The 19,944-nt window shown below is 59.1% G+C and carries 15 protein-coding genes and 1 pseudogene; 8 read left to right on the top strand and 8 right to left on the bottom strand.

What is annotated here, in order from left to right:
* Nucleotides 1–53: 53 nt before the first annotated feature.
* Nucleotides 54–1,505 (top strand): pyruvate kinase, encoded by a 1,452-nt coding sequence (pyk, locus tag AC0T4W_RS03975; RefSeq protein ID WP_476316421.1) that lies wholly within the window; start codon nt 54–56, stop codon nt 1,503–1,505.
* Between the two features lie 520 nt (nt 1,506–2,025).
* The gene (locus tag AC0T4W_RS03970) at nt 2,026–3,033 is read left to right on the top strand and encodes a hypothetical protein (protein ID WP_476316419.1); all 1,008 of its coding nucleotides are present in this window, start codon (nt 2,026–2,028) and stop codon (nt 3,031–3,033) included.
* A gap of 315 nt (nt 3,034–3,348) precedes the next feature.
* Here the strand turns inward: AC0T4W_RS03970 and AC0T4W_RS03965 are convergent, their stop codons facing one another.
* Genes AC0T4W_RS03965 through AC0T4W_RS03955 form a run of 3 tightly spaced genes read right to left on the bottom strand, consistent with a single transcriptional unit; the run spans nt 3,349 to nt 6,230 of the window.
* Nucleotides 3,349–4,122, bottom strand: coding sequence for an enoyl-CoA hydratase (locus AC0T4W_RS03965; protein ID WP_476316417.1), 774 nt, complete (start codon nt 4,120–4,122; stop codon nt 3,349–3,351).
* A gap of 46 nt (nt 4,123–4,168) precedes the next feature.
* A complete protein-coding gene (locus tag AC0T4W_RS03960) occupies nt 4,169–5,110 on the bottom strand; it encodes an iron-sulfur-binding ferredoxin reductase (protein WP_476316414.1) in 942 nt (313 codons plus the stop codon).
* The gene (locus AC0T4W_RS03955; protein ID WP_476316411.1) at nt 5,103–6,230 is read right to left on the bottom strand and encodes a GGDEF domain-containing protein; all 1,128 of its coding nucleotides are present in this window, start codon (nt 6,228–6,230) and stop codon (nt 5,103–5,105) included. The genes AC0T4W_RS03960 and AC0T4W_RS03955 overlap by 8 nt, the downstream gene beginning before the upstream one ends.
* A 301-nt stretch (nt 6,231–6,531) precedes the next feature.
* Here AC0T4W_RS03955 and AC0T4W_RS03950 point away from each other — a divergent pair, with 301 nt between their 5' ends.
* Nucleotides 6,532–8,055, top strand: a complete 1,524-nt coding sequence (locus AC0T4W_RS03950; protein WP_476316409.1) for a fumarate hydratase — start codon at nt 6,532–6,534, stop codon at nt 8,053–8,055.
* A 322-nt stretch (nt 8,056–8,377) separates the two neighbouring features.
* Complete coding sequence (locus tag AC0T4W_RS03945) at nt 8,378–9,031, top strand: TIGR04211 family SH3 domain-containing protein (protein ID WP_476316406.1); 654 nt, start codon at nt 8,378–8,380, stop codon at nt 9,029–9,031.
* A gap of 53 nt (nt 9,032–9,084) precedes the next feature.
* Here the strand turns inward: AC0T4W_RS03945 and AC0T4W_RS03940 are convergent, their stop codons facing one another.
* Nucleotides 9,085–9,855: a methyl-accepting chemotaxis protein gene (locus AC0T4W_RS03940; RefSeq protein WP_476323444.1), complete on the bottom strand. Its 771-nt coding sequence runs from the start codon at nt 9,853–9,855 to the stop codon at nt 9,085–9,087.
* Between the two features lie 90 nt (nt 9,856–9,945).
* Nucleotides 9,946–11,052: pseudogene (locus AC0T4W_RS03935) on the bottom strand (HAMP domain-containing protein); the annotation flags it as partial.
* Nucleotides 11,053–11,386: 334 nt separating this feature from the next.
* On the opposite strand from AC0T4W_RS03935, the gene AC0T4W_RS03930 reads away from it, so the two are divergent.
* The 3 genes from AC0T4W_RS03930 (at nt 11,387) to AC0T4W_RS03920 (ending at nt 14,444) form a co-directional block, all read left to right on the top strand.
* On the top strand, nt 11,387–12,406 hold the full coding sequence (locus tag AC0T4W_RS03930) for an IS110 family RNA-guided transposase (RefSeq protein WP_476316403.1): 1,020 nt from the start codon (nt 11,387–11,389) through the stop codon (nt 12,404–12,406).
* 369 nt (nt 12,407–12,775) lie between these two features.
* Complete coding sequence (locus AC0T4W_RS03925; protein ID WP_476316401.1) at nt 12,776–13,324, top strand: REP-associated tyrosine transposase; 549 nt, start codon at nt 12,776–12,778, stop codon at nt 13,322–13,324.
* Between the two features lie 58 nt (nt 13,325–13,382).
* Nucleotides 13,383–14,444 carry a 5'-nucleotidase gene (locus AC0T4W_RS03920; protein ID WP_476316399.1) on the top strand — a complete coding sequence of 354 codons (1,062 nt, stop codon included), beginning with the start codon at nt 13,383–13,385 and terminating at the stop codon, nt 14,442–14,444.
* Nucleotides 14,445–14,583: 139 nt separating this feature from the next.
* Here AC0T4W_RS03920 and AC0T4W_RS03915 read toward each other — a convergent pair whose 3' ends face one another.
* The 3 genes from AC0T4W_RS03915 to aptA all read right to left on the bottom strand — a co-directional run bounded on the left by AC0T4W_RS03915 (nt 14,584) and on the right by aptA (nt 18,719).
* Nucleotides 14,584–15,366 carry a gamma-glutamyl-gamma-aminobutyrate hydrolase family protein gene (locus tag AC0T4W_RS03915; protein WP_476316397.1) on the bottom strand — a complete coding sequence of 261 codons (783 nt, stop codon included), beginning with the start codon at nt 15,364–15,366 and terminating at the stop codon, nt 14,584–14,586.
* A 411-nt stretch (nt 15,367–15,777) separates the two neighbouring features.
* Nucleotides 15,778–17,274 carry a CoA-acylating methylmalonate-semialdehyde dehydrogenase gene (locus AC0T4W_RS03910; RefSeq protein WP_476316394.1) on the bottom strand — a complete coding sequence of 499 codons (1,497 nt, stop codon included), beginning with the start codon at nt 17,272–17,274 and terminating at the stop codon, nt 15,778–15,780.
* Nucleotides 17,275–17,372: 98 nt separating this feature from the next.
* Nucleotides 17,373–18,719: an omega-aminotransferase AptA gene (aptA, locus tag AC0T4W_RS03905; protein WP_476316391.1), complete on the bottom strand. Its 1,347-nt coding sequence runs from the start codon at nt 18,717–18,719 to the stop codon at nt 17,373–17,375.
* 203 nt (nt 18,720–18,922) lie between these two features.
* On the opposite strand from aptA, the gene AC0T4W_RS03900 reads away from it, so the two are divergent.
* On the top strand, nt 18,923–19,840 hold the full coding sequence (locus tag AC0T4W_RS03900) for a LysR family transcriptional regulator (protein WP_476316388.1): 918 nt from the start codon (nt 18,923–18,925) through the stop codon (nt 19,838–19,840).
* The last annotated feature ends 104 nt before the right edge of the window (nt 19,841–19,944 follow it).

The raw sequence follows: 19,944 nt of genomic DNA, 5'->3' as shown, positions 1-19,944 counted from the left end.
ACAGGGTTGCGGCATAGTAGCCTCGTGCTCAGATGCAACTCAGGAGTCTGTGCATGACCATTCGCCGCACCAAAATCGTCGCCACCCTCGGCCCATCCAGCAATAGCCCCGAAATTCTCGAACAGCTGATCATCGCTGGCCTCGATGTGGCTCGCCTGAACTTCTCCCACGGCAGTCCAGACGAACACAAGGCCCGCGCCAAGCTGGTGCGTGAGCTGGCCGCCAAGCATGGCCGCCACGTTGCTCTGCTCGGCGACCTGCAAGGCCCGAAAATCCGCATCGCCAAGTTCGCCGACAAGCGCATTGAGCTCAAGCTCGGCGACCGCTTCACTTTTTCCACCAGCCACCCGCTGACGGCCGGCACGCAAGAAATTGTCGGCATCGACTACCCGGACCTGGTCAAAGATTGCGGCGTCGGTGACGAGCTGCTGCTCGACGATGGCCGCGTGGTAATGCGCGTTGTCAGCGCCACCAGCGATGCCCTGCACTGCGAAGTGATCATCGGCGGTCCGCTGTCCGACCACAAAGGCATCAACCGCCGTGGCGGTGGCCTGACTGCGCCGGCGTTAACCGAAAAAGACAAAGCCGATATCAAGCTGGCTGCCGAGATGGAGCTGGATTACCTGGCCGTATCCTTCCCCCGCGATGCCGAAGATATGCACTATGCGCGCAAGCTGCGTGACGAAGCCGGCGGCACTGCCTGGCTGGTTGCCAAGATCGAACGCGCCGAAGCCGTAGCCGACGACGAAACTCTCGACGGCCTGATCCGTGCCAGTGACGCGGTGATGGTTGCCCGTGGCGATCTGGGCGTGGAAATCGGCGACGCCGAACTCTGCGGCATCCAGAAGAAAATCATTCTGCACGCGCGCCGCCACAACAAGGCGGTGATCACCGCCACGCAGATGATGGAGTCGATGATCCAGAACCCGATGCCGACCCGCGCTGAGGTCTCCGACGTGGCCAACGCCGTGCTCGACTACACCGACGCCGTAATGCTCTCGGCGGAAAGCGCGGCCGGCGCCTACCCGCTGGAAGCGGTACAGGCCATGGCGCGCATCTGCCTGGGCGCGGAAAAGCACCCGACCAGCAAGGCCTCCAGCCACCGCATGGGCACCGAGTTCGAGCGCTGCGACGAAAGCATCGCCCTGGCGGCCATGTACACGGCTAACCACTTCCCTGGGGTGAAGGCCATCATCGCCCTGACCGAAAGTGGCTACACCCCGCTGATCATGTCGCGCATCCGCTCTTCGGTGCCGATCTTCGCCTTCTCCCCGCACCGCGAAACCCAGGCCCGAGTGGCCATGTTCCGTGGCGTCTACACCGTGCCATTCGACCCAGCCGCCATGCAACCGGCGCAAGTCAGCCAGGCTGCAGTGGACGAGCTGCTCAAGCGCGGCGTGGTGCAGGCGGGGGACTGGGTGATCCTGACCAAGGGCGACAGCTACCACACCATCGGCGGCACCAACACCATGAAGCTGCTGCATGTCGGTGAAGCGCTGGTGTAAAGCGCACGTAACACAAAAAGGCCGCTCACTGAAGGCCAGTGAGCGGCCTTTTTTGTAGCCCGGATGAAATCCGGGAGAAGGTCTAACGACTGATACCGCTCCCGGATTGCATCCGGGCTACGCTCTGCGCCGTAACGTAAATCTGACGTAGGTTGGTGCTGAGCTGCGAAGCCCAACTTAGCAACCATAATCCCGAGAGCCGGGGCTGTAACGCTAAGGCCCCCAGTAACAAAATCAAGCCCATCGATAGTCGCCGAGCCCCATAGTCACGTAACAACCAGACCTAGCACGCGGAGCCAGTCTTACGCGAGGTGCCTGAGAGGCGAATCTCGCCGCTCAGTAAATATATTTGGTGCTGGACTAATCCGATCAGTGCTCCCTACTGGCTAAATCTTGCAGCTAGAAACGGTTTAAGCGATATTTCATAATGGGGTTACATTGAATGCATTTTGCAATCAGCAGTACTGCCCTCCCTCTCCCCCACCCTCAGCTGCATTTTAGTTTTTATAAGGACGTAGAGATGCAAGAAACATTCAAGATGGCAGGCCGCGTAGCCGCGCATGCAGTGCTCAGTGTTAGCGATGGCGAACTACTAGTTCCGATCTATGGGTACCTGAGTGATGATGGCAAGACGCAGATGGTCCGCGTGGCTTCTGCAAGCTCCGAAGAAGCTATGGTTAGAGGGCAAAAAATGTATGCCGATAACCCTTGGCAGGCAAAGGGTGGTGTTTGGACCGTCGATGCATTTATCACCCTACCAGACGTAGGGAAAGTCGATGCTTTGTTACTCAACATCTGCACATACGACGAGCCAAAGCGCGAGATGAAACTGGCGATTCCCTACCGGCACGCCCTGGCCAACGAAGGCTTCGCAGTGTTCAAACCTAAAGTGCTTGGCCTCACTAACATGGAAGTAAGTGAACTACAGCCACTGATAGATGCATTCTTCGAAGGCCGCGACGAGCACACTGAGGCTGCTCCTTTATGGAACGCGCAGTCCCAAGCGCAGCCAACGAGCATATCTGGATTTTCGGGTTTCTCTTCGGATGAGTGGGCGAATCTTCGCGATGCTCCACTTGCGGTGTTCTTCATGGTAGCAAGTGCCGACGGCAAGATTGATAAGAAAGAAGTCAACGCCTTCGGAGAGCTGTTTAAAGAGTCCGGCAAATACCCAAGCATTCTAATGCAGCGTGTCATGAGTGAACTGACCCCCAGCGCACCACAGGGCCAAGAATTACTTGCGGACTTCCTAACCCGATTCGCGGGTGGCGAATTCAACGCTGCGCAATACTTTGCTGGCATAAACACCTTGCTGTCCAAAAATACTGAAGAAGCACCTGCGGAAGCCTTCAAAAAAGACCTGATGGCATTCGGCACTGCGGTTGCTTCATCATCCGGCGGCGGTTTCCTAGGATTTGGTAGCAAGATCAGCAAGGAGGAAAAAGGCGTATTGGGAGTGATCGAAACGTTGCTTACGTCGCCTCCAGAACTCGGGCAGTTTATGGCAGACCTAGTTCGCCCCGCATAGGTCATAAAAAGTCTGGAATTCCTCCCATACTTTATATCAGGGGCGCGGAAGGGGATTACTCAAACTCTGCCGTAAGCCCCTTTGGTTTGTATTACTCAATTCAAATTCACAAGAAATCAACCCCGACTCTGACCAAGCATGAGTCTGCGGCCATCAGGGATGATGGTGACTACATCTGGCCATTTCTCTGGAAAGTTCTGTTTCGTTGAGGTCTATGGCCTGTTGAGGGCCCCGCTTTGTGGGCCGCTCAGGTTCACTATGGCCACACTCAAGCGATTCGCAATGCTCAGCCTACCTAACGCAGAAACAACCGTCTTACGCAAACTTGCTGAAATCCGGCGTGCGGCGCTGCATAAAGGCGGTCAGCGCCTCGATGGCTTCCGGCGAACGCAGGCGTTGGCCGAACAAGGCGCCCTCCTCTTCGATTACCCGGCGCAGTTGCTCGCGATCCGGCGCGCGCATCAGGCGTTTGCTGTCTGCTACCGCCGCTGGTGCAAGCTGCTGAAAGCGCAGGGCCATTTCGCGGGCCTTGGCCAAGGTCGCCGCGCCATCATCAAGCGCCTGATTGGCAATGCCCCAGGCTGCGGCTTGCTCACCGGTAAAGCGTTGCCCAAGCAGCAGCAACTCGGCAGCACGAGCGTGACCGAGCAAACGCGGCAGGATCATACTGGAACCGTATTCAGGGCACAGGCCAAGGTTGACGAAGGGCATCTTCAGCGTGGCATCACGGCTGGCATACACCAGGTCGCAGTGCAGCAGCATGGTCGTGCCAATGCCGACCGCAGGGCCGTTGACGGCGGCCACCACCGGCTTGCTGAACTCGAACAACGCCTGCATAAACTGGAACACTTCGCTGTTCAGCCCGGTGGGCGGCGCCTGAATAAAGTCGGCGACATCATTACCGCTGGTAAAACAGCTCTCGCCGCCGGTGATCAGCACGGCGCGTACGCTTTTATCCTGATCGGCCTGCACCAGCACTTCGGCCATGCCGCTGTACATGGCGCGGCTCAGGGCATTCTTTTTATCAGGGCGGTGCATGCGCAGGGTCAGCAACCCTTGTTCGCGCTCAACCAGCAGGTGCTCGCTCATCATCAGTCCTCACGGCAGGCCACCCGCGAGCTGAGAACCTGAACGGCTAGCGCGCGTGGGGCAAAAATACGTCAGCGAACACCTGGCTGCGCGGTAAACCCGCCAGATACAGGCGGCGCGCAAAGGTTTCGACGCTGTCGGGGTGGCCGCAGAGTAAGGCGATGGTTTGCCGTGAAACAAGGCGCAGTTCGGCCAAAGCAGCCGGCAGCTCGGCCGCCACAAGCAGCTCGACCTGCACCTGCGGATGGCTGGCCGCCAATGCCTGTAAGGGCTCGGCCAGGTAATGCGCGGACGCATCATGGGCCAGGTGCATAACCCGGATCACGGCCTGATGATCCTGGCGTAGCGCCTCACGCAGCACTCCGTACAACGGCGCTAGCCCGGTGCCGGCAGCCATCAGCCAGAGCGGTCGGGCTTGCCAGTCCGCATCATAGTGCAACGCCGCACCGCGCAATTCACCGAGGCGCAGGCTGTCGCCCGGCTGAAACGCCCGCGCTGCGGTGGCAAACGTGCCGCCCAGGCGGCAGTCGATATGAAATTCCAGCCACGGATCATCGCCCGGAATACTGGCCAATGAGTAAGGCCGGGCGATCCCGCTGGGCGTCCAAAGCTGCAGGTGCTGGCCAGCGCTGTAGCGCAGCGGCCGCTGTGGCGTCAGGCGCAGGCGCAGCACATGGCTGCCGAGCCAATCACAACTGTGAATAACGGCTGCAGCCGCATCGCGCTGCGGGTCGAACACCTCGACCTGCACGTCCTCGATCACTCGGCATTGGCACGCCAAACGCCAGCCCTGCTCGCGCCGCGCATCGTCCAGAGCTTCGGGTTTGGCATCGAGCAATTCGCCACTCACGCAACGCACCAGGCAGGCATGGCAACTGCCGGCGCGGCAGCTATAGGGCACGGCAATGCCGGCAGCCAGCAGGCTGCTCAGCAAGTTACTGGCGGGGGCGACCTCAAGGCAGCGTTCAGCGGCCCGTAACTCAGGCATCCGCATCCTCCCAGGTCGCCGCGCAACGGTTACGCCCGTCACGTTTGGCCTGGTACAGCGCCTGATCGGCACGTTGCAGGGCTTCGTCGAGATCATCGTGCACAGTCAACAGAGTCATGCCGATGGACACGCTCAGGCTGGTCACCTGTAAGCCTAACGGCTCAGCGCGGCTAAAGGCCTCACGCAGACGCTCGCAGCAGGCGGTGAACTGATCAGCTTCGGTATTGGGTAACAACAATACAAATTCCTCACCGCCGTAGCGGGCTACCACATCACCGTCGCGCAGGCAGGCGCGGGCAACGGCGGCGAAGGTTTGCAGCACACGATCCCCGGCGGCGTGGCCATGGATATCGTTGATCCGCTTGAAATGATCCAGGTCGAGCAACGCCAAGCCATGTTGGCGTCCATCACCCAGCCCCTCCAGCTCACGGCTGGCCAGGCGCAGAAAGTGCCTGCGGTTGCACAACCCAGTTAACTCATCCGTGGCAGCCAGGTCTTCCAGCTGGCGCATCATGCCACGCAGCGTGTCCTGATGCGCCTGCAGGGCAAAACGCCGTTGGCGCATACGCTGGCGCATGGCCTGGGCGTAACTGGCAAACAGGCACAGCCAAACCAGCACCACCGCCAGCACGCACGCCTGCATCAGCGCCACACGCGGTTCGCTCAGCTGCAGGGTATAGGCTTCATACAGGTTCAAGCCGGCAAAGCCGGAGAAGGCAAACAGCGCGCAACGGGCGAACACCCGTGGCGGCAACTGAAACACGCCAAACAGCAAAATCAGCAGATAGATCACCAGCATGCTGCCGCGACCTTCGCTGAACAGCGACAGCAGCACGGTCAGCCAGGCCAGCGCCACCAGCACCTGGGGTTCAGTCAGGCTAGGGTCGGCTAGCCGCAGGTTGAAGCGCGACAGAAACAGCCCGAGAAACACCAGCTGACTAAGGGCGGCCAGGGCCGTGATGCTCAGCGTGGCGAGGGTAGATGCATGAAACAGCCCGGCAAATACACCAATCCCGCACAACAGCCCAGTCAGCACATAAGTTGCCACCCCCATGCCGAAACGCTTCAGCAGCAGGCTTTGTAGAGATCGCTGGGTTACCCGCTGATTACTTAGGCTCATGGGTTTATGGGCTCCATCCCATGCTGGCATCTAGCCGCCACTGTACCCCTGTGGTCACAGAATGCCTAGGCCGCTGCTACGTCATTAGTCGGCTCAACTGGCCGATCCGCGACCAGGGTCTGGAGCCGTACAGGTGTCCGCCTGGCAGCGTGCGCGGTATACTGCTGCGCCTTTTTAGCTTGTGCTTTGGCTTTGTCCTTTGACCTTGCCCTTTGACCTTGATGGCCCTGCGCCGGGCCGTGACCCAGCGCTCCGCAAAGCCCCTGCCCTACTCCTCCCCCTAGAAAAAGGAGCGCCAAGCATGACCGTGATCAAGCAAGACGACCTGATCCAGAGCGTCGCCGACGCCCTGCAGTTCATCTCCTACTACCACCCCGTGGATTTTATCCAGGCCATGCATGAGGCCTACCTGCGCGAAGAGTCGCCAGCGGCCAAGGACTCCATGGCGCAGATCCTGATCAACTCGCGCATGTGCGCCACCGGCCACCGGCCGATCTGCCAGGACACCGGCATCGTCACCGTATTTATCCGCGTGGGCATGGACGTACGCTGGACCGGCGCGACCATGAGCGTCGACGACATGATCAACGAAGGCGTGCGCCGCGCTTACAACCTGCCGGAAAACGTCCTGCGCGCCTCAATCCTCGCCGACCCGGCAGGCGCGCGCAAAAACACCAAGGACAACACCCCGGCGGTGATCCATTACTCCATCGTCCCAGGCGACAAGGTGGAAGTGGACGTCGCAGCCAAAGGCGGCGGCTCCGAGAATAAATCGAAGATGGCCATGCTCAACCCGTCCGACTCCATCGTCGACTGGGTACTCAAGACCGTACCGACCATGGGTGCCGGCTGGTGCCCGCCGGGCATGCTCGGCATCGGCATCGGCGGCACCGCCGAGAAAGCCGCAGTAATGGCCAAGGAAGTGCTGATGGAGCACATCGACATCCACGAACTTCAGGCCCGTGGCCCATCCAACCGTATCGAAGAGCTGCGCCTGGAGCTGTTCGAAAAGGTCAACCAGCTGGGCATCGGTGCCCAGGGCCTGGGCGGCCTGACCACAGTGCTCGACGTCAAGATCATGGATTACCCGACCCACGCCGCCAGCCTGCCGGTGTGCATGATCCCCAACTGCGCCGCCACCCGTCACGCCCACTTTGTGCTTGATGGCACTGGCCCGGCCGAGCTTGAAGCGCCGGATCTGTCCGCCTACCCGGAAATCGTCTGGGAAGCCGGCCCGAGTGCACGCCGCGTTGATCTGGATACCCTCACGCCGGAAGACGTGAAGAGCTGGAAGCCGGGCGAAACCGTGCTGCTCAACGGCAAGATGCTCACCGGCCGCGACGCTGCGCACAAGCGCATGGTCGATATGCTGAACAAGGGCGAAGAGCTGCCGGTCGATCTCAAAGGTCGCTTTATCTATTACGTCGGCCCGGTCGATCCGGTGCGCGAAGAAGTCGTCGGCCCAGCCGGCCCGACCACCGCCACGCGGATGGATAAGTTCACCCGGCAGATCCTCGAAAGCACCGGCCTCCTGGGCATGATCGGCAAATCCGAGCGCGGCCCGATTGCCATCGAAGCGATCAAGGACAACCAGGCCGTGTACCTGATGGCTGTTGGCGGCGCGGCTTACCTGGTCGCACAGGCGATCAAGAAGTCGCGCGTGGTGGCCTTCGCCGAACTGGGTATGGAGGCCATCTACGAGTTCGAGGTGAAAGACATGCCCGTCACCGTGGCGGTCGACACCAAGGGCGAGTCGGTGCATATCACCGGCCCGGCGATCTGGCAGAAAAAGATTCACGACAGTCTGGCGGTCGAGATCAAGTAAAGCCTGCTGCAATCCCAACAAACCCGGCCACGCGCCGGGTTTGTTGTTTTTAGCGATAACGAATGCAGCGCCTGGTTAAGCAGCTCGCATGCCCACAACACTGGGAAAAATTGCCGACCATCCATCCCGCAACCCGCCGCTTAGTGAACTCCCCGCGCTCGGCCAGTGTCTGTCTGCTGTCGGCCCGCCGGGTGGATTGCATGGCCATTTACCCAGCGCGCCGCACCATCCCGACCGCCCAACTGCTCACGGCCATGCGCCTGGCCCGCACTTATCGCACCCGCCTGAGGGTTTCGTTTAATTGCCCTATGAAGATTGCCCCATGCCCCTATTCCGTCATCGCCCCACCACCTTTACCCCACTGCACAGCCTGGCTTTCGCGGCCTGCCTGCTGGCAAGCGCCAGCACTCAAGCCGAAGAAACGGCCAGCAGCAACCGCTGGGTCAGCGACAGCTTGAATACCTATGTACGCAGCGGCCCAACCGACGGCTATCGCATCGTCGGCACCCTGCTCTCCGGGCAGAAAGTCACCCTGCTGCAAACCTCCGGCGATTACAGCCAGGTGCGTGGCGATAACGGCAGCGCTGTGTGGATTGCCAACCGTGACCTGCAGGATGTCCCCGGTCAGGCCGAACGCCTGCCGCAGCTTGAAGAGAAAGTGGCCGAACTCAGCGCAGAACTCGACGGCATCAACGACACCTGGAAAACCCGCGTACAAGGCATGCAGGAAACCCTGGATTCACGCAAAACCCTGATCGACGAACTGCAAACCGCCCGCTCGGCACTGGACATTGAACTAAGCCAGGCCAACTCCGAACTGCGCGCACTGCAAGCGCAGCTAGGCGAAGAAAACCAGCAGGTACTAATGCGCTATATGGCCTACGGCGGCGGCATCGCCGGTGGCGGATTGCTCGCCGGGCTGATCCTGCCGACGATGCTGCGGGTGCGGCGTAAGCGCAATGATCAGTGGGTTTGATGCGTATCGCTACGCTTAATCCATCCCACAGGCTGGGATTAGTCCACGCTGACCTACTCCGTGCGGAAGCGCACCACCAGCTGTTTTAGCTGACTGCTCAGGCCGCTTTGTTCCTGGGCGTAGCTTTCCACCTCGGCGGCCTGGGCCGATATCTGCGTGACCGCGTCGTTGATCGCGACGATATTCTGGTTGATTTCCTCGGTCACCAAATGCTGCTCCTCGGTCGCGGTAGCGATCTGCATGGTCATATCGCGGATCATATGCACCTTGTCTTCAATGCTTTCGAAGGCGGCCATAACCTCCCCGGACAGCACGATTGCCTTGCCCGATTCGACCAGGCTCTGGTCCATGCTCACCGTCACTTCCTTGATACGGTTAACCAACAGGCTGAGGATATTGTTGACCTGCTCGGTGGAGTCCTGGGTGCGTTTGGCCAGGCTGCGCACCTCATCGGCCACCACCGCAAACCCGCGCCCCTGCTCACCCGCGCGAGCGGCTTCGATGGCCGCGTTGAGGGCCAGCAGGTTGGTCTGCTCGGCGATTTGCTGAATGGTCGAGAGGATGTTGTTGATATTGACCGTTTCCTTCTCCAGCTCCTGAATCACCTTGCTGGAACTCTGGATGCTGGCACCGAGCTTGTTGACCCCCGAGGTACTGCGAGCAATCACCTCTTTGCCATTGCGCGTGGCCACCAGGCCCTGCTCCGACACATCGGCGGTCTGCACGCAGGTCTTGGCCACCTGATTGGCCGCCGAAGACATCTCCGTCACCGCCGTGACGATCTGCTCCACCGAACTCAACTGACGTTGCAACGTGGCGGACATCGCCGTGGTGCGCTTGTTGGTCTCGCTGGACACCCCATCCATGCTGATGGCGTTCTCCTTGATCACCCGGATCATGCCCTGGATTGACTCGATAAACTGATTGAACCACTTGGCCAGCTCGCCAGTTTCATCGCTGCTGAGCAAGTCCAGCCTGCGGGTCAGGTCACCCTCACCCTGGGCGATGGTGCGCAGCCCGTCCTTCACCAGGTTGATCGGGTTGACGATACGGTTGGCGATCACCACCCCAGCCAAGCCGAATACCAGCACCAGCACGATGCACACCACCAGGGTGATCCACGTTAGCTCACGGGCGCTCGCATAAATCTCATCTGACTGCTTGAAGCCAACAAACTTCCAGCCCAGCTCCGGCGAGGTATAGACGTTGGCCATATAAGCCACCCCGTCGATCTCCACCTCGACCAGGCCGTTCTCGGTTTTGCCGATGGCTGCAAAGTGCTCACCGGGTAGCTCGCTGACCTTTTTGAAATTGTTTTCCGGCTGCAGACCATCCACCAGCAAGGTGCCACTGCCCTCGGCCAGCATCAGAAAGCCGGTTTCGCCGAAGCGCACCTTCTGCGCCATATCCGTCAGCGCCTTGAGCGATACATCCACCGCCACCACCCCGGCAAATTGCCCGGCGTTGTCCTTGAAGCCCTTGAGCACCGAGACATACACCGCGTCATCCGGCTCCCAGTAATAACCGTCGCGGCGGCCCAGGGTGAAGTTGGCGTCTCGGCCAATGGGGTACCACTCGCGCGTACGCGGATCCCAGTCGCCATAATCCCCGGTGCCCGGCCACTCCACATAGCCGCCCTTGGTGTCGCTCATATACACGTAGCCAAAGGTGGGGTTGTTCTTACCGATGCTGGAGAAGTAATCGAAAATCTGCTTCTCGCGCCCACCATTGGCGGTGGCCACCGCGCCCGGCTTGCGCGCCTCACCGAAGTAGGTGGTCAGCTCGCCGTTCTGGGCATCCTTCACGGCGGGATACTCCGCCAGGGCGGAAACGGTGTAACCCACCGAATCAAAGAAGGTGGCGAAGCTGTTGTTCACCAGCTTCATATCCAAGCTGCTGGCTGCCAGAAAGTTCTCTTTGGCCTGCTGCGTGACATTGCGAATCGTCAGCAGCGCCACCACCAAAACCGGGATCAGGGTTGCAACCAGAAAGCTCACCAACAGTTTGGATTTGATACGCATGGGATGTCGCCTTCTAGCTGGCCAGTAATACGCTCAATCGGCGTTTGTAGAGGATAGTTAAGGCTTATGACAGCGCCAGCGCGGCGCGTGACGACAAACCCGACGAAACCGGGCAGGAGCAAGGGGCAAGACCTTTTGCTTACTTTTGGGGCGTTTGCCAAAAGTGAGCAGCCGTAAGGGCGGAACCAATATCAAATCCACCACACAGGCGGCGGACACACACCTAACGCCAAGCAACACCCGTAGGACAATGAGATGGACTCCTCCCTCCTACGGCGTCTATGCGCCAGACTGAGGTTGTCACAACCAAACAGCCACGAAGGGAGGAGTCACCATGAAACTTAAGCGAATCGGCATCGATTTGGCAAAACAGGTTTTTCAAGTTCATGGCGTCGATAGCCACGAGCAGGTGAAGTGCCGTAAGCAGCTCAAGCGTTCACAGATGCTGGATTTCTTCCGCCAACAAGAGCCGTGCCTGGTGGCGATGGAAGCCTGTGGTAGTTCGCATTACTGGGCGCGCGAGCTAGGCAAGTTGGGGCATGAAGTGCGGTTGATTGCGCCGCAGTTCGTCAAACCCTACGTCAAGAGTGGTAAGAACGACGCCAACGACGCGGAGGCGATTTGCGAGGCTGCCAGCCGACCCACGATGCGTTATGTCGCGGTGAAGAGTGCCGACCAGCAAGCTGGGCAGTCGGTGCACCGGATCAGAAGCCGGTTAATCAGGGCGCGTACAGCGTTGGTTAACGAGATACGTGGCTTGCTTGGCGAGTTCGGTTTGGTTGCGAGTCGCCAGGGAATAGCGGCCACCCGCGCGTTGCTGCAGCAGGCGCTGGACGAACACCAGACATTACCGGGCGAGCTGCACGAAATGCTGGAGCTCTTGCGTGATGAGCTGCAGGGACAGGATGAGCGAATCAAACAGCTGGACGGCATGCTTCACCGTCAGGTTAAGACGGATGAGCGTGTCCAGCGTTTGCTGCAGGTGGAGGGCGTTGGCCCGATCAGCGCGACTGCCGTGGTGTCTGCAGTGGGTGATGCACGGCAGTTCAGTTCGGGCAGACAGTTCGCGGCCTGGCTGGGATTAGTGCCGAGCCAGCATTCAAGTGGCGGCAAAGAACGTCTGGGGCACATCAGCAAAAAGGGTGACTGTTACCTGCGCACGTTATTGGTCCATGGCGCTCGTGCGGTGCTGAAGACCTGTAAGGAAAAGACGGATCGACGCAGCACCTGGCTGCAGCAGTTGCAGTGTCGACGCAACACAAATATCGCCACGGTCGCCCTGGCGAACAAGAATGCCCGGATCATCTGGGCAATCCTCAGCAAGGGGGAAGACTATCAACCTGCTGAGGCGTAAACCTGAAGTACCCAAGCAGGAATGAAGTGACACCGTAGAAGATCCACCACGATTGCACAGTGACATGCAGTGATGACGAACCGGTCGAGCCGGCATGTGTAAAACCTGCTTTACCCACAGGCCCTCTGTAAACCAAGGCCGCTAGGGCGATCAGGAACACATGAGCGGATATTCATCATGGCTCAAGGCACCCAACGCCTTATTAGAAGCCGGATATACGGAAGCAGTCGTACCTAGGTTCGTTGGATGTGTATTTCACTGGCAAAACGGGAGGAGTCCATATATGGGTTGAGCAACGCGATACCCATCAATCCCACATAAAACCGCTACTACACTCAGCCAACCCCACCTCTGCAAAGGACTGCAGCCATGACTGACTACCGCCGCGATCACACCCCAGGTGCCAGCTGGTTCTTTACCCTCAACCTGGCAGACCGCCGCCAGGCGTTATTGACCGAACAGATCGACCTGCTGCGCGCCAGCTTTCGCAAGGTCATGCGCCAATATCCGTGGCAAATCGACGCCATCGTGATCCTGCCGGACCATCTGCATGCACTATGCACCCTGCCCGTCGGTGATGCCGATTTCGCCGTGCGCTGGCGCTTGATAAAAACCGGCTTCTCCCGCGCCTTGCCCTACGGCGAACACATATCCGCCAGCCGACAGCGCAAGGACGAACGCGGCATATGGCAGCGCCGTTATTGGGAACACCGCATCCGCGATCAGGCGGATTTCAACCGGCATATCGATTACATCCACCACAATCCACGCAAACACGGGCATGTGCAGCGCGTGGTCGATTGGCCATGGTCATCATTTCATCGGTATGTGCGGGCGGGGTTATTGCCGGGGGATTGGGCGGGGGATGAAGATACGGACATAGTCGGTGGAGAACGCAGCAGCGATGATTTCAGATAGCCATTATTGATGGGTATCGCTACGCTCAACCCATCCTACGGGAATTGTGTGACTCAGCATGCCCCCCCAAGGAAGGGTAGAGAAACGAACCCACCCTTATTTATTAGATAGCAAGAGCATAAATAGAGAACGTATTAAAATGCCCATAGACTTCAAGAACACACTAGTGATCGGAGTATCCTCACGAGCGCTATTCGATCTAGAGAAAGAAAACAAAATATTTGAAACAGGCTCTGTTGATGAATACAGAAAATACCAACTCGAACACGAGGATCTAATACTAGAAAAAGGTGCCGCTTACTATCTCGTAGAGGCACTTTTGAAGCTAAACAAGTACGCATCTGAGCCAAGCCAAAGACTCGTAGAAGTCATAATCATGTCAAAAAACTCACCCGACACAGGACTTCGAATACATAATTCAATCAAACACTACAATCTTGATATAACAAGATCCGCATTCTCCGGAGGAGAATCTCTAGCCCCATTCCTTCAAGCCTTCGATGTAGACCTCTTATTAACCAAGCACTCTGAGGACGTCCAAACTGCCATTGACACCGAGCAATGTGCAGCAGCAACAATATATGACGCACCATCAGACTACTTACCAGACGAAGAGAGAATACGATTTGCCTTTGACGCCGACGCAGTTATTTTTTCCGAAGATTCAGAGTACATATACAAAACCAAAGGTATGGATCAGTTCCAGAGCAACGAACTACAGAACGAAGATATAGAGTTAAAAGATGGGCCATTCGCAAAACTCATACGAGTACTCTCAACCATCCACAATAAGATTGGATCAGAAAAGTCACCTATCAAAATATCAATTGTCACCGCCAGGAACAGCCCTGCACACGTCCGAGTAATAAAGACACTGAGAAAATGGAACGTATATGTTGACCAAGCCTTTTTCTTAGGAGGACTGGCTAAAGAAAAGGTTTTAAAAGCATTAAAGCCTCATATTTTCTTTGACGACCAAAGACTTCACGTCGAACCCGCTTCAAAAGTAGTCCCATCAAGCCAAGTCCCTTACAAAACTGGCTCTCCACTTCGAAAATTTTTAGAAGAAAATGCCACTTTAGAGCTGACCCCAGTAAGTCCAGTAGCAAATAAGCTATAACTATTAAAATCCACCACTTAGCAGGCATTACCCTATCAGCAGCACGTAGGATGGGTTGAGCGCAGCGATACCCATCAACTTTCAAAAAAAAGGCCCGCCAATCGACGGGCCTTTTGTTTAAATCACAGCGTAGTAAGAATCAGACCAACACCGCTTCGCTGCGACGCTCAAGCTTCTTAACCTGATACTCCCTCGCCGCCTGATGAAACGCCCCCAGCAACGCGTTGTAATCCGCCTTCTCCCAATAGCGATACTCGGGATGCCACTGCACCCCAACAGCAAACGCCTTGGCGCCAATCACGCTGACCGCCTCGATCTGCCCATCCTCGGCCACGGCTTCAACCTGCAAATCCTCGCCGAGGCGATCAATCCCCTGACCGTGCAGCGAGTTGACCTTGATCTGCCGCTCGCCGAGCAGCGAGTGCAGCACGCCGCCCTCAGTCAGGGCGACGTTGTGGATCGGGCCGTAGGCCACGTCGTCCGGTACGTCTTTCACCTCACGGTGATCAAGCCGCCCTTCCACTTCATGCACTTCACGGTGCAGGGTGCCGCCGAACAAGACGTTGAGTTCCTGCACGCCCCGGCAGATGCCGAGGAAGGGAATACCGCGCTCCAGGCAGGCGCGCATCAGCCGTAGCACGGTTGTATCGCGGGGTTTGTCGGCCAGGCCGAGGCCGGGGTGGTCGTCGCCGTAGAAGCTGGGGTGCACGTTGGAGAGTGAGCCGCCGAACATAATGCCGGACACGCTATCGAGCACCGTGTCCATATCCAGCTCGTCGCCGAAGGCCGGGATCATCAGTGGGAAGGCACCGAAGCCGGTGACGGCGTGGATGTACTTCTCGCCAACCAGGTGAAACCAGCCAATATCACGGCTGGTTAGCTGCCAGCGGCACAGGGGTAGGCCAATCATGGGTTTTGTCATGGGGAGTCCTCTTCATAATTAATTGAAGTGGGCTGCCCTTGGGAGAGCGGGCTTACGGGTCAGGAAACCCTGAACCCGCTCACCCAAGGGGTGCCGTAACCTGCGGTCACTGCACCAACGCCGCGCCCGCGCGGCTGGTTTGTTGCGTAAAGCGGTTGTTGCTTGATGGGTATCGCTGCGCTCAACCCATCGGTGCTGCTTGTGTAGGAGCGGGGGGACGCCTAGTCCTTGCCCGCGATTCGGTGGTGCCCTTGATCGCGGTCATGGACCGCTCCTACGGGATGATTGTGGCTGTGGGTGATACATCCTAGACGATGGTCGCTAAAAGCATCGCCAGCAAGCTGGCTCCTACAGGTAGTAATGCACATCAAAAAAGGGGGCTGATCCTGCGATCAGCCCCTTGGGTGTTACTTAACCATTACTCGGGAAAGCAAACTGCGCCGCTTCATGGCTGGCGCGCTGCGGCCAGCGTTGGGTGATGGCTTTTTTGCGGGTGTAGAAGCGCACGCCGTCCGGGCCGTAGGCGTGCAGGTCGCCGAACAGCGAGCGCTTCCAGCCGCCGAAGCTGTGGTAGCTGACCGGTACGGGCAGCGGTACGTTGACGCCGACCATGCCGACTTCAATCTCGTCGCAGAACAGCCGCGCCGCTTCACCGTCACGGGTGAAGATGCAGGTGCCGTTGCCGTATTCGTGGTCGTTGATCAGCTGCATGGCCGCTTCCAGGCTGCCGACGCGGACGATGCACAGCACTGGGCCGAAGATTTCATCGGTGTAGATGGTCATCTCTGGGGTCACCTTGTCAAACAGGGTGCCGCCGACAAAGTAGCCGTTCTCGTTGCCAGCCACGACCAGATCACGGCCGTCGACTACCAGGCTTGCGCCCTGGGCCACACCGGTATCGATATAGCCTTTGACCTTGTCACGCGCCGCAGCGGTAACCAGCGGGCCCATATCCAGGCCGCAGGAGGTGCCGGCACCGATTTTCAGCGCCTTGATTTGCGGCACGATCTTCTCGACCAGCGCATCGGCGATCTGATCACCCACGCACACGGCCACGGAGATGGCCATGCAGCGCTCGCCGCAGGAACCGTAGGCCGCGCCCATCAGGGCGCTGACGGCGTTGTCCAGGTCGGCATCGGGCATCAGTACGGCGTGGTTCTTCGCGCCGCCCAAAGCCTGTACGCGCTTACCGCGCTTGGTGCCTTCGCTGTAGATGTATTCGGCAATCGGCGTGGAGCCGACAAAGCTCAGGGCTTTGACTTCCGGCGCTTCGATCAGCGCATCCACCGCTTCTTTGTCGCCGTGCACCACGTTGAGCACGCCTTTCGGCAGACCGGCCTCTTGCAGCAGTTGAGCGATATACAGGGTTGAGCTTGGGTCACGCTCGGACGGCTTCAAGATAAAGCAGTTGCCGCAGACGATGGCCAGCGGGTACATCCACAGCGGCACCATGGCCGGGAAGTTGAACGGGGTGATGCCGGCAACAACGCCGATGGGCTGCATGTCGCTCCAGGCGTCGATGTTCGGGCCGACGTTGCGGCTGTACTCGCCTTTGAGGATTTCCGGGGCGGCGCAGGCAAATTCGACGTTTTCGATGCCGCGCTTGAGTTCACCAACGGCGTCTTCGATGGTTTTGCCGTGTTCTTCGCTGATCAGTTTGGCGATGGTCGCTTCGTGCTGCTCCAGCAGTTGCTTGAAGCGGAACATCACCTGGGCGCGCTTGGCTGGCGGGGTGTTGCGCCAGGCCGGGAAGGCGCTCTTGGCTGAGTCGATGGCCAGCTGAATGGTGGCGCGGTCGGCCAGGGCGACTTGCTTGGACACGGTGCCGGTGGACGGGTTGAACACGTCAGCGCTGCGGCCGGTACCGGCGGTCATTTCGCCGTGGATCAGATGGGTAACGGTGGTCATGGCAATTCCTTAATAACGGATCTTGTTTTTGTAGGAGCGGCCCATGGCGCGATGCGTTTCGCGGGCATAGCCCGCTCCTACAGGGAATAGGGTTTGGCTTAATCCAGGCTGTTCAGCACATCACCCACCGCGTTGAACACGGAGTCCAGCTGCTCAGGCGTGGTGTTGAAGGTTGGCCCGAACTGCAGGGTGTCGCCGCCGAAGCGTACGTAGAAGCCGGCGTTCCACAGTTTGATGCCGGCCTCGAATGGGCGGATCACCGGGTCGCCGTCACGCGGGGTGATCTGGATCGCGCCAGCCAGGCCGCAGTTGCGGATGTCGACGACGTTCTTGCTGCCTTTGAGGCCGTGCAGTTTCTCTTCGAAGATCGGTGCCAAAGCGGCGGATTGCTCAATCAGGTTGTCGCGCTGCAGCAACCCCAGCGTCGCCAAGCCAGCGGCGCAGGCCACCGGGTGGCCTGAGTAGGTGTAACCGTGGCCAAACTCGACCATGTGCTCGGGGATCGCCTGGTTCATAAAGGTGTTGTAGATCTCGCTGGAGGCGATCACCGCGCCCAGTGGAATAGCGCCGTTGGTGACCTGCTTGGCGGTGTTCATGATGTCCGGCACCACGCCGAAGAATTCGGCACCGGTCCACTTGCCCATGCGGCCGTAAGCGGTGATCACTTCGTCGAAGATCAGCAGGATGTTGTGCTGGGTGCAGATTTCACGCAGGCGCTGCAGGTAGCCAACTGGCGGCACGATCACGCCAGCGGAACCGGACATTGGCTCGACAATCACGGCGGCAATGTTGGAGGCATCGTGCAGTTCGATCAGTTTCAGCAGTTCGTTGGCCAGCTCGACGCCGCCGGTTGCCGCCATGCCTTTGGTGAAGGCCAGGTGCGACTGCAGGGTGTGCGGCAGGTGGTCGGCGTCCATCATCTGGCCGAACATCTTACGGTTACCGCCGATGCCGCCCAGCGAGGTGCCGGCGATGTTCACGCCGTGATAGCCACGGGCGCGGCCGATAAATTTGGTTTTGCTCGGCTGGCCTTTCAAACGCCAGTAGGCCTTGGCCATTTTCACCGAGGTGTCGGCGCACTCGGAGCCGGAGTCGGTATAGAACACGTGGTCAAGGCCGGCTGGGGTCAGCTCGGTGATTTTTTCGGCCAGCTGATAAGACAGCGGGTGGCCGTATTGGAAGCCCGGCGCGTAATCGAGGGTGCCCAGCTGCTTGGCCACGGCTTCCTGAATTTCTTTGCGGTTATGCCCAGCACCGCAGGTCCACAGGCCGGACAGGCTGTCGAATACGCGACGGCCCTTGTCGTCGATGAAGTGATTGCCATCGGCGCCGACGATCAAACGTGGGTCGCGCTTGAAGTTGCGGTTGGCGGAAAACGGCATCCAGTGCGCATCCAGCTTGAGCTGGCTGGCCAGGGACGGGACTTCGGTCTGCGGCATGTTCATGGTACGGCCTCGCAAGGAAGGTCTAATTTTGCTGTCCGTAGGAGCGGGCCATGCCCGCGAATAACAGGGATCACAGGCATGGGACTGGGCGCCCTCTGCGCCTACAGCGCTATTGCAGACAAAGGTGCCACGGGCTTAGATTCAGGAAAACACGACTCTTCTTATCTTTAGTTAACCATCTACTAAACAATGAGCCAAAGCCAATGAGCACTCGCCGCCCCGATCCACTGGCCCAGGTCAGTGACTTTGATATTCGCCTGCTCAAGCTGTTTCGCAGCGTGGTGGAGTGCGGCGGCTTTTCCGCTGCTGAAAGCGCCTTAGGGATAGGCCGCTCGGCCATCAGCCAACAAATGAGCGATCTGGAACAGCGCCTCGGGCTGCGCCTATGCCAACGTGGCCGCGCCGGCTTTGCCCTGACCGAAGAAGGCCGCGAGGTGTACCAGAGCACCCAGCAGTTGCTGGCAGCGCTGGAGAGTTTTCGTACCGAGGTCAACGGCCTGCACCAGCACCTGCGCGGTGAGCTTAATATCGGCCTGACCGACAACCTGGTGACGGTGCCGCACATGCGCATCACCAACGCCCTGGCGCGGTTGAAGGAGCGCGGCCCGGATGTGCATATCCATATCCGCATGACCCCGCCCAGCGAAGTGGAGCAAGGCGTGCTCGATGGCCGCTTGCATGTCGGCGTGGTGCCTCAGGTGACGGCGCTGTCCGGCCTGGACTATCAACCGCTGTATGACGAACGCTCGCTGCTCTACTGCGCGGTCGGCCACCCGCTGTTCTATGTCGATGATCAGCTGTTGGAGGACGAGCGGCTGAACGCTCAGGAAGCCATCGCGCCGACTTTCCGCCTGCCGCCCGAGGTGCAGAGCCACTACCAGGCACTCAACTGCACCGCCAGCGCTTCAGATCGTGAAGGCATGGCTTTTCTCATCCTCACCGGGCGCTACATCGGCTACCTGCCCGACCACTACGCCCAGGCCTGGGTGCAGCAGGGCCGTCTGCGCGTGCTCAAACCCGACAGCCGCTTCTATGACGTCAGCCTGGCCTCGGTGACCCGCAAAGGCCGCCGCCCACACCTGGTGCTGGAGAGCTTTCTGGAGGCGTTGGCCGAAGCTTGATACACGCGGCAGAAGCCAGTGCTCCGAATACTTAACGTGCACGAACAGAGACAAACACCCGCCAAAATGGCGTTATCGCACTTTTCTGCCCCTTGCGCTTGTCA

Source organism: Pseudomonas sp. C7.1, from assembly GCF_056312395.1.
Note: the sequence above shows the minus strand (reverse complement) of the source record. Positions and strands in the feature narration are given on the sequence as shown.

Bases quoted from the DNA above. Each gene is read 5' to 3' on its own strand.
- AC0T4W_RS03970 (WP_476316419.1), top strand. From the start codon at position 2,026: ATGCAAGAAACATTCAAGATGGCAGGCCGCGTAGCCGCGCATGCAGTG.
- AC0T4W_RS03920 (WP_476316399.1), top strand. From the start codon at position 13,383: ATGCCCCCCCAAGGAAGGGTAGAGAAACGAACCCACCCTTATTTATTA.
- AC0T4W_RS03900 (WP_476316388.1), top strand. From the start codon at position 18,923: ATGAGCACTCGCCGCCCCGATCCACTGGCCCAGGTCAGTGACTTTGAT.
- AC0T4W_RS03915 (WP_476316397.1), bottom strand. From the start codon at position 15,366: ATGACAAAACCCATGATTGGCCTACCCCTGTGCCGCTGGCAGCTAACC.
- AC0T4W_RS03940 (WP_476323444.1), bottom strand. From the start codon at position 9,855: ATGTCCGCCACGTTGCAACGTCAGTTGAGTTCGGTGGAGCAGATCGTC.
- AC0T4W_RS03945 (WP_476316406.1), top strand. From the start codon at position 8,378: ATGCCCCTATTCCGTCATCGCCCCACCACCTTTACCCCACTGCACAGC.
- aptA (WP_476316391.1), bottom strand. From the start codon at position 18,719: ATGAACATGCCGCAGACCGAAGTCCCGTCCCTGGCCAGCCAGCTCAAG.
- AC0T4W_RS03960 (WP_476316414.1), bottom strand. From the start codon at position 5,110: ATGCCTGAGTTACGGGCCGCTGAACGCTGCCTTGAGGTCGCCCCCGCC.
- AC0T4W_RS03950 (WP_476316409.1), top strand. From the start codon at position 6,532: ATGACCGTGATCAAGCAAGACGACCTGATCCAGAGCGTCGCCGACGCC.
- pyk (WP_476316421.1), top strand. From the start codon at position 54: ATGACCATTCGCCGCACCAAAATCGTCGCCACCCTCGGCCCATCCAGC.
- AC0T4W_RS03930 (WP_476316403.1), top strand. From the start codon at position 11,387: ATGAAACTTAAGCGAATCGGCATCGATTTGGCAAAACAGGTTTTTCAA.
- AC0T4W_RS03965 (WP_476316417.1), bottom strand. From the start codon at position 4,122: ATGAGCGAGCACCTGCTGGTTGAGCGCGAACAAGGGTTGCTGACCCTG.
- AC0T4W_RS03955 (WP_476316411.1), bottom strand. From the start codon at position 6,230: ATGAGCCTAAGTAATCAGCGGGTAACCCAGCGATCTCTACAAAGCCTG.
- AC0T4W_RS03925 (WP_476316401.1), top strand. From the start codon at position 12,776: ATGACTGACTACCGCCGCGATCACACCCCAGGTGCCAGCTGGTTCTTT.
- AC0T4W_RS03910 (WP_476316394.1), bottom strand. From the start codon at position 17,274: ATGACCACCGTTACCCATCTGATCCACGGCGAAATGACCGCCGGTACC.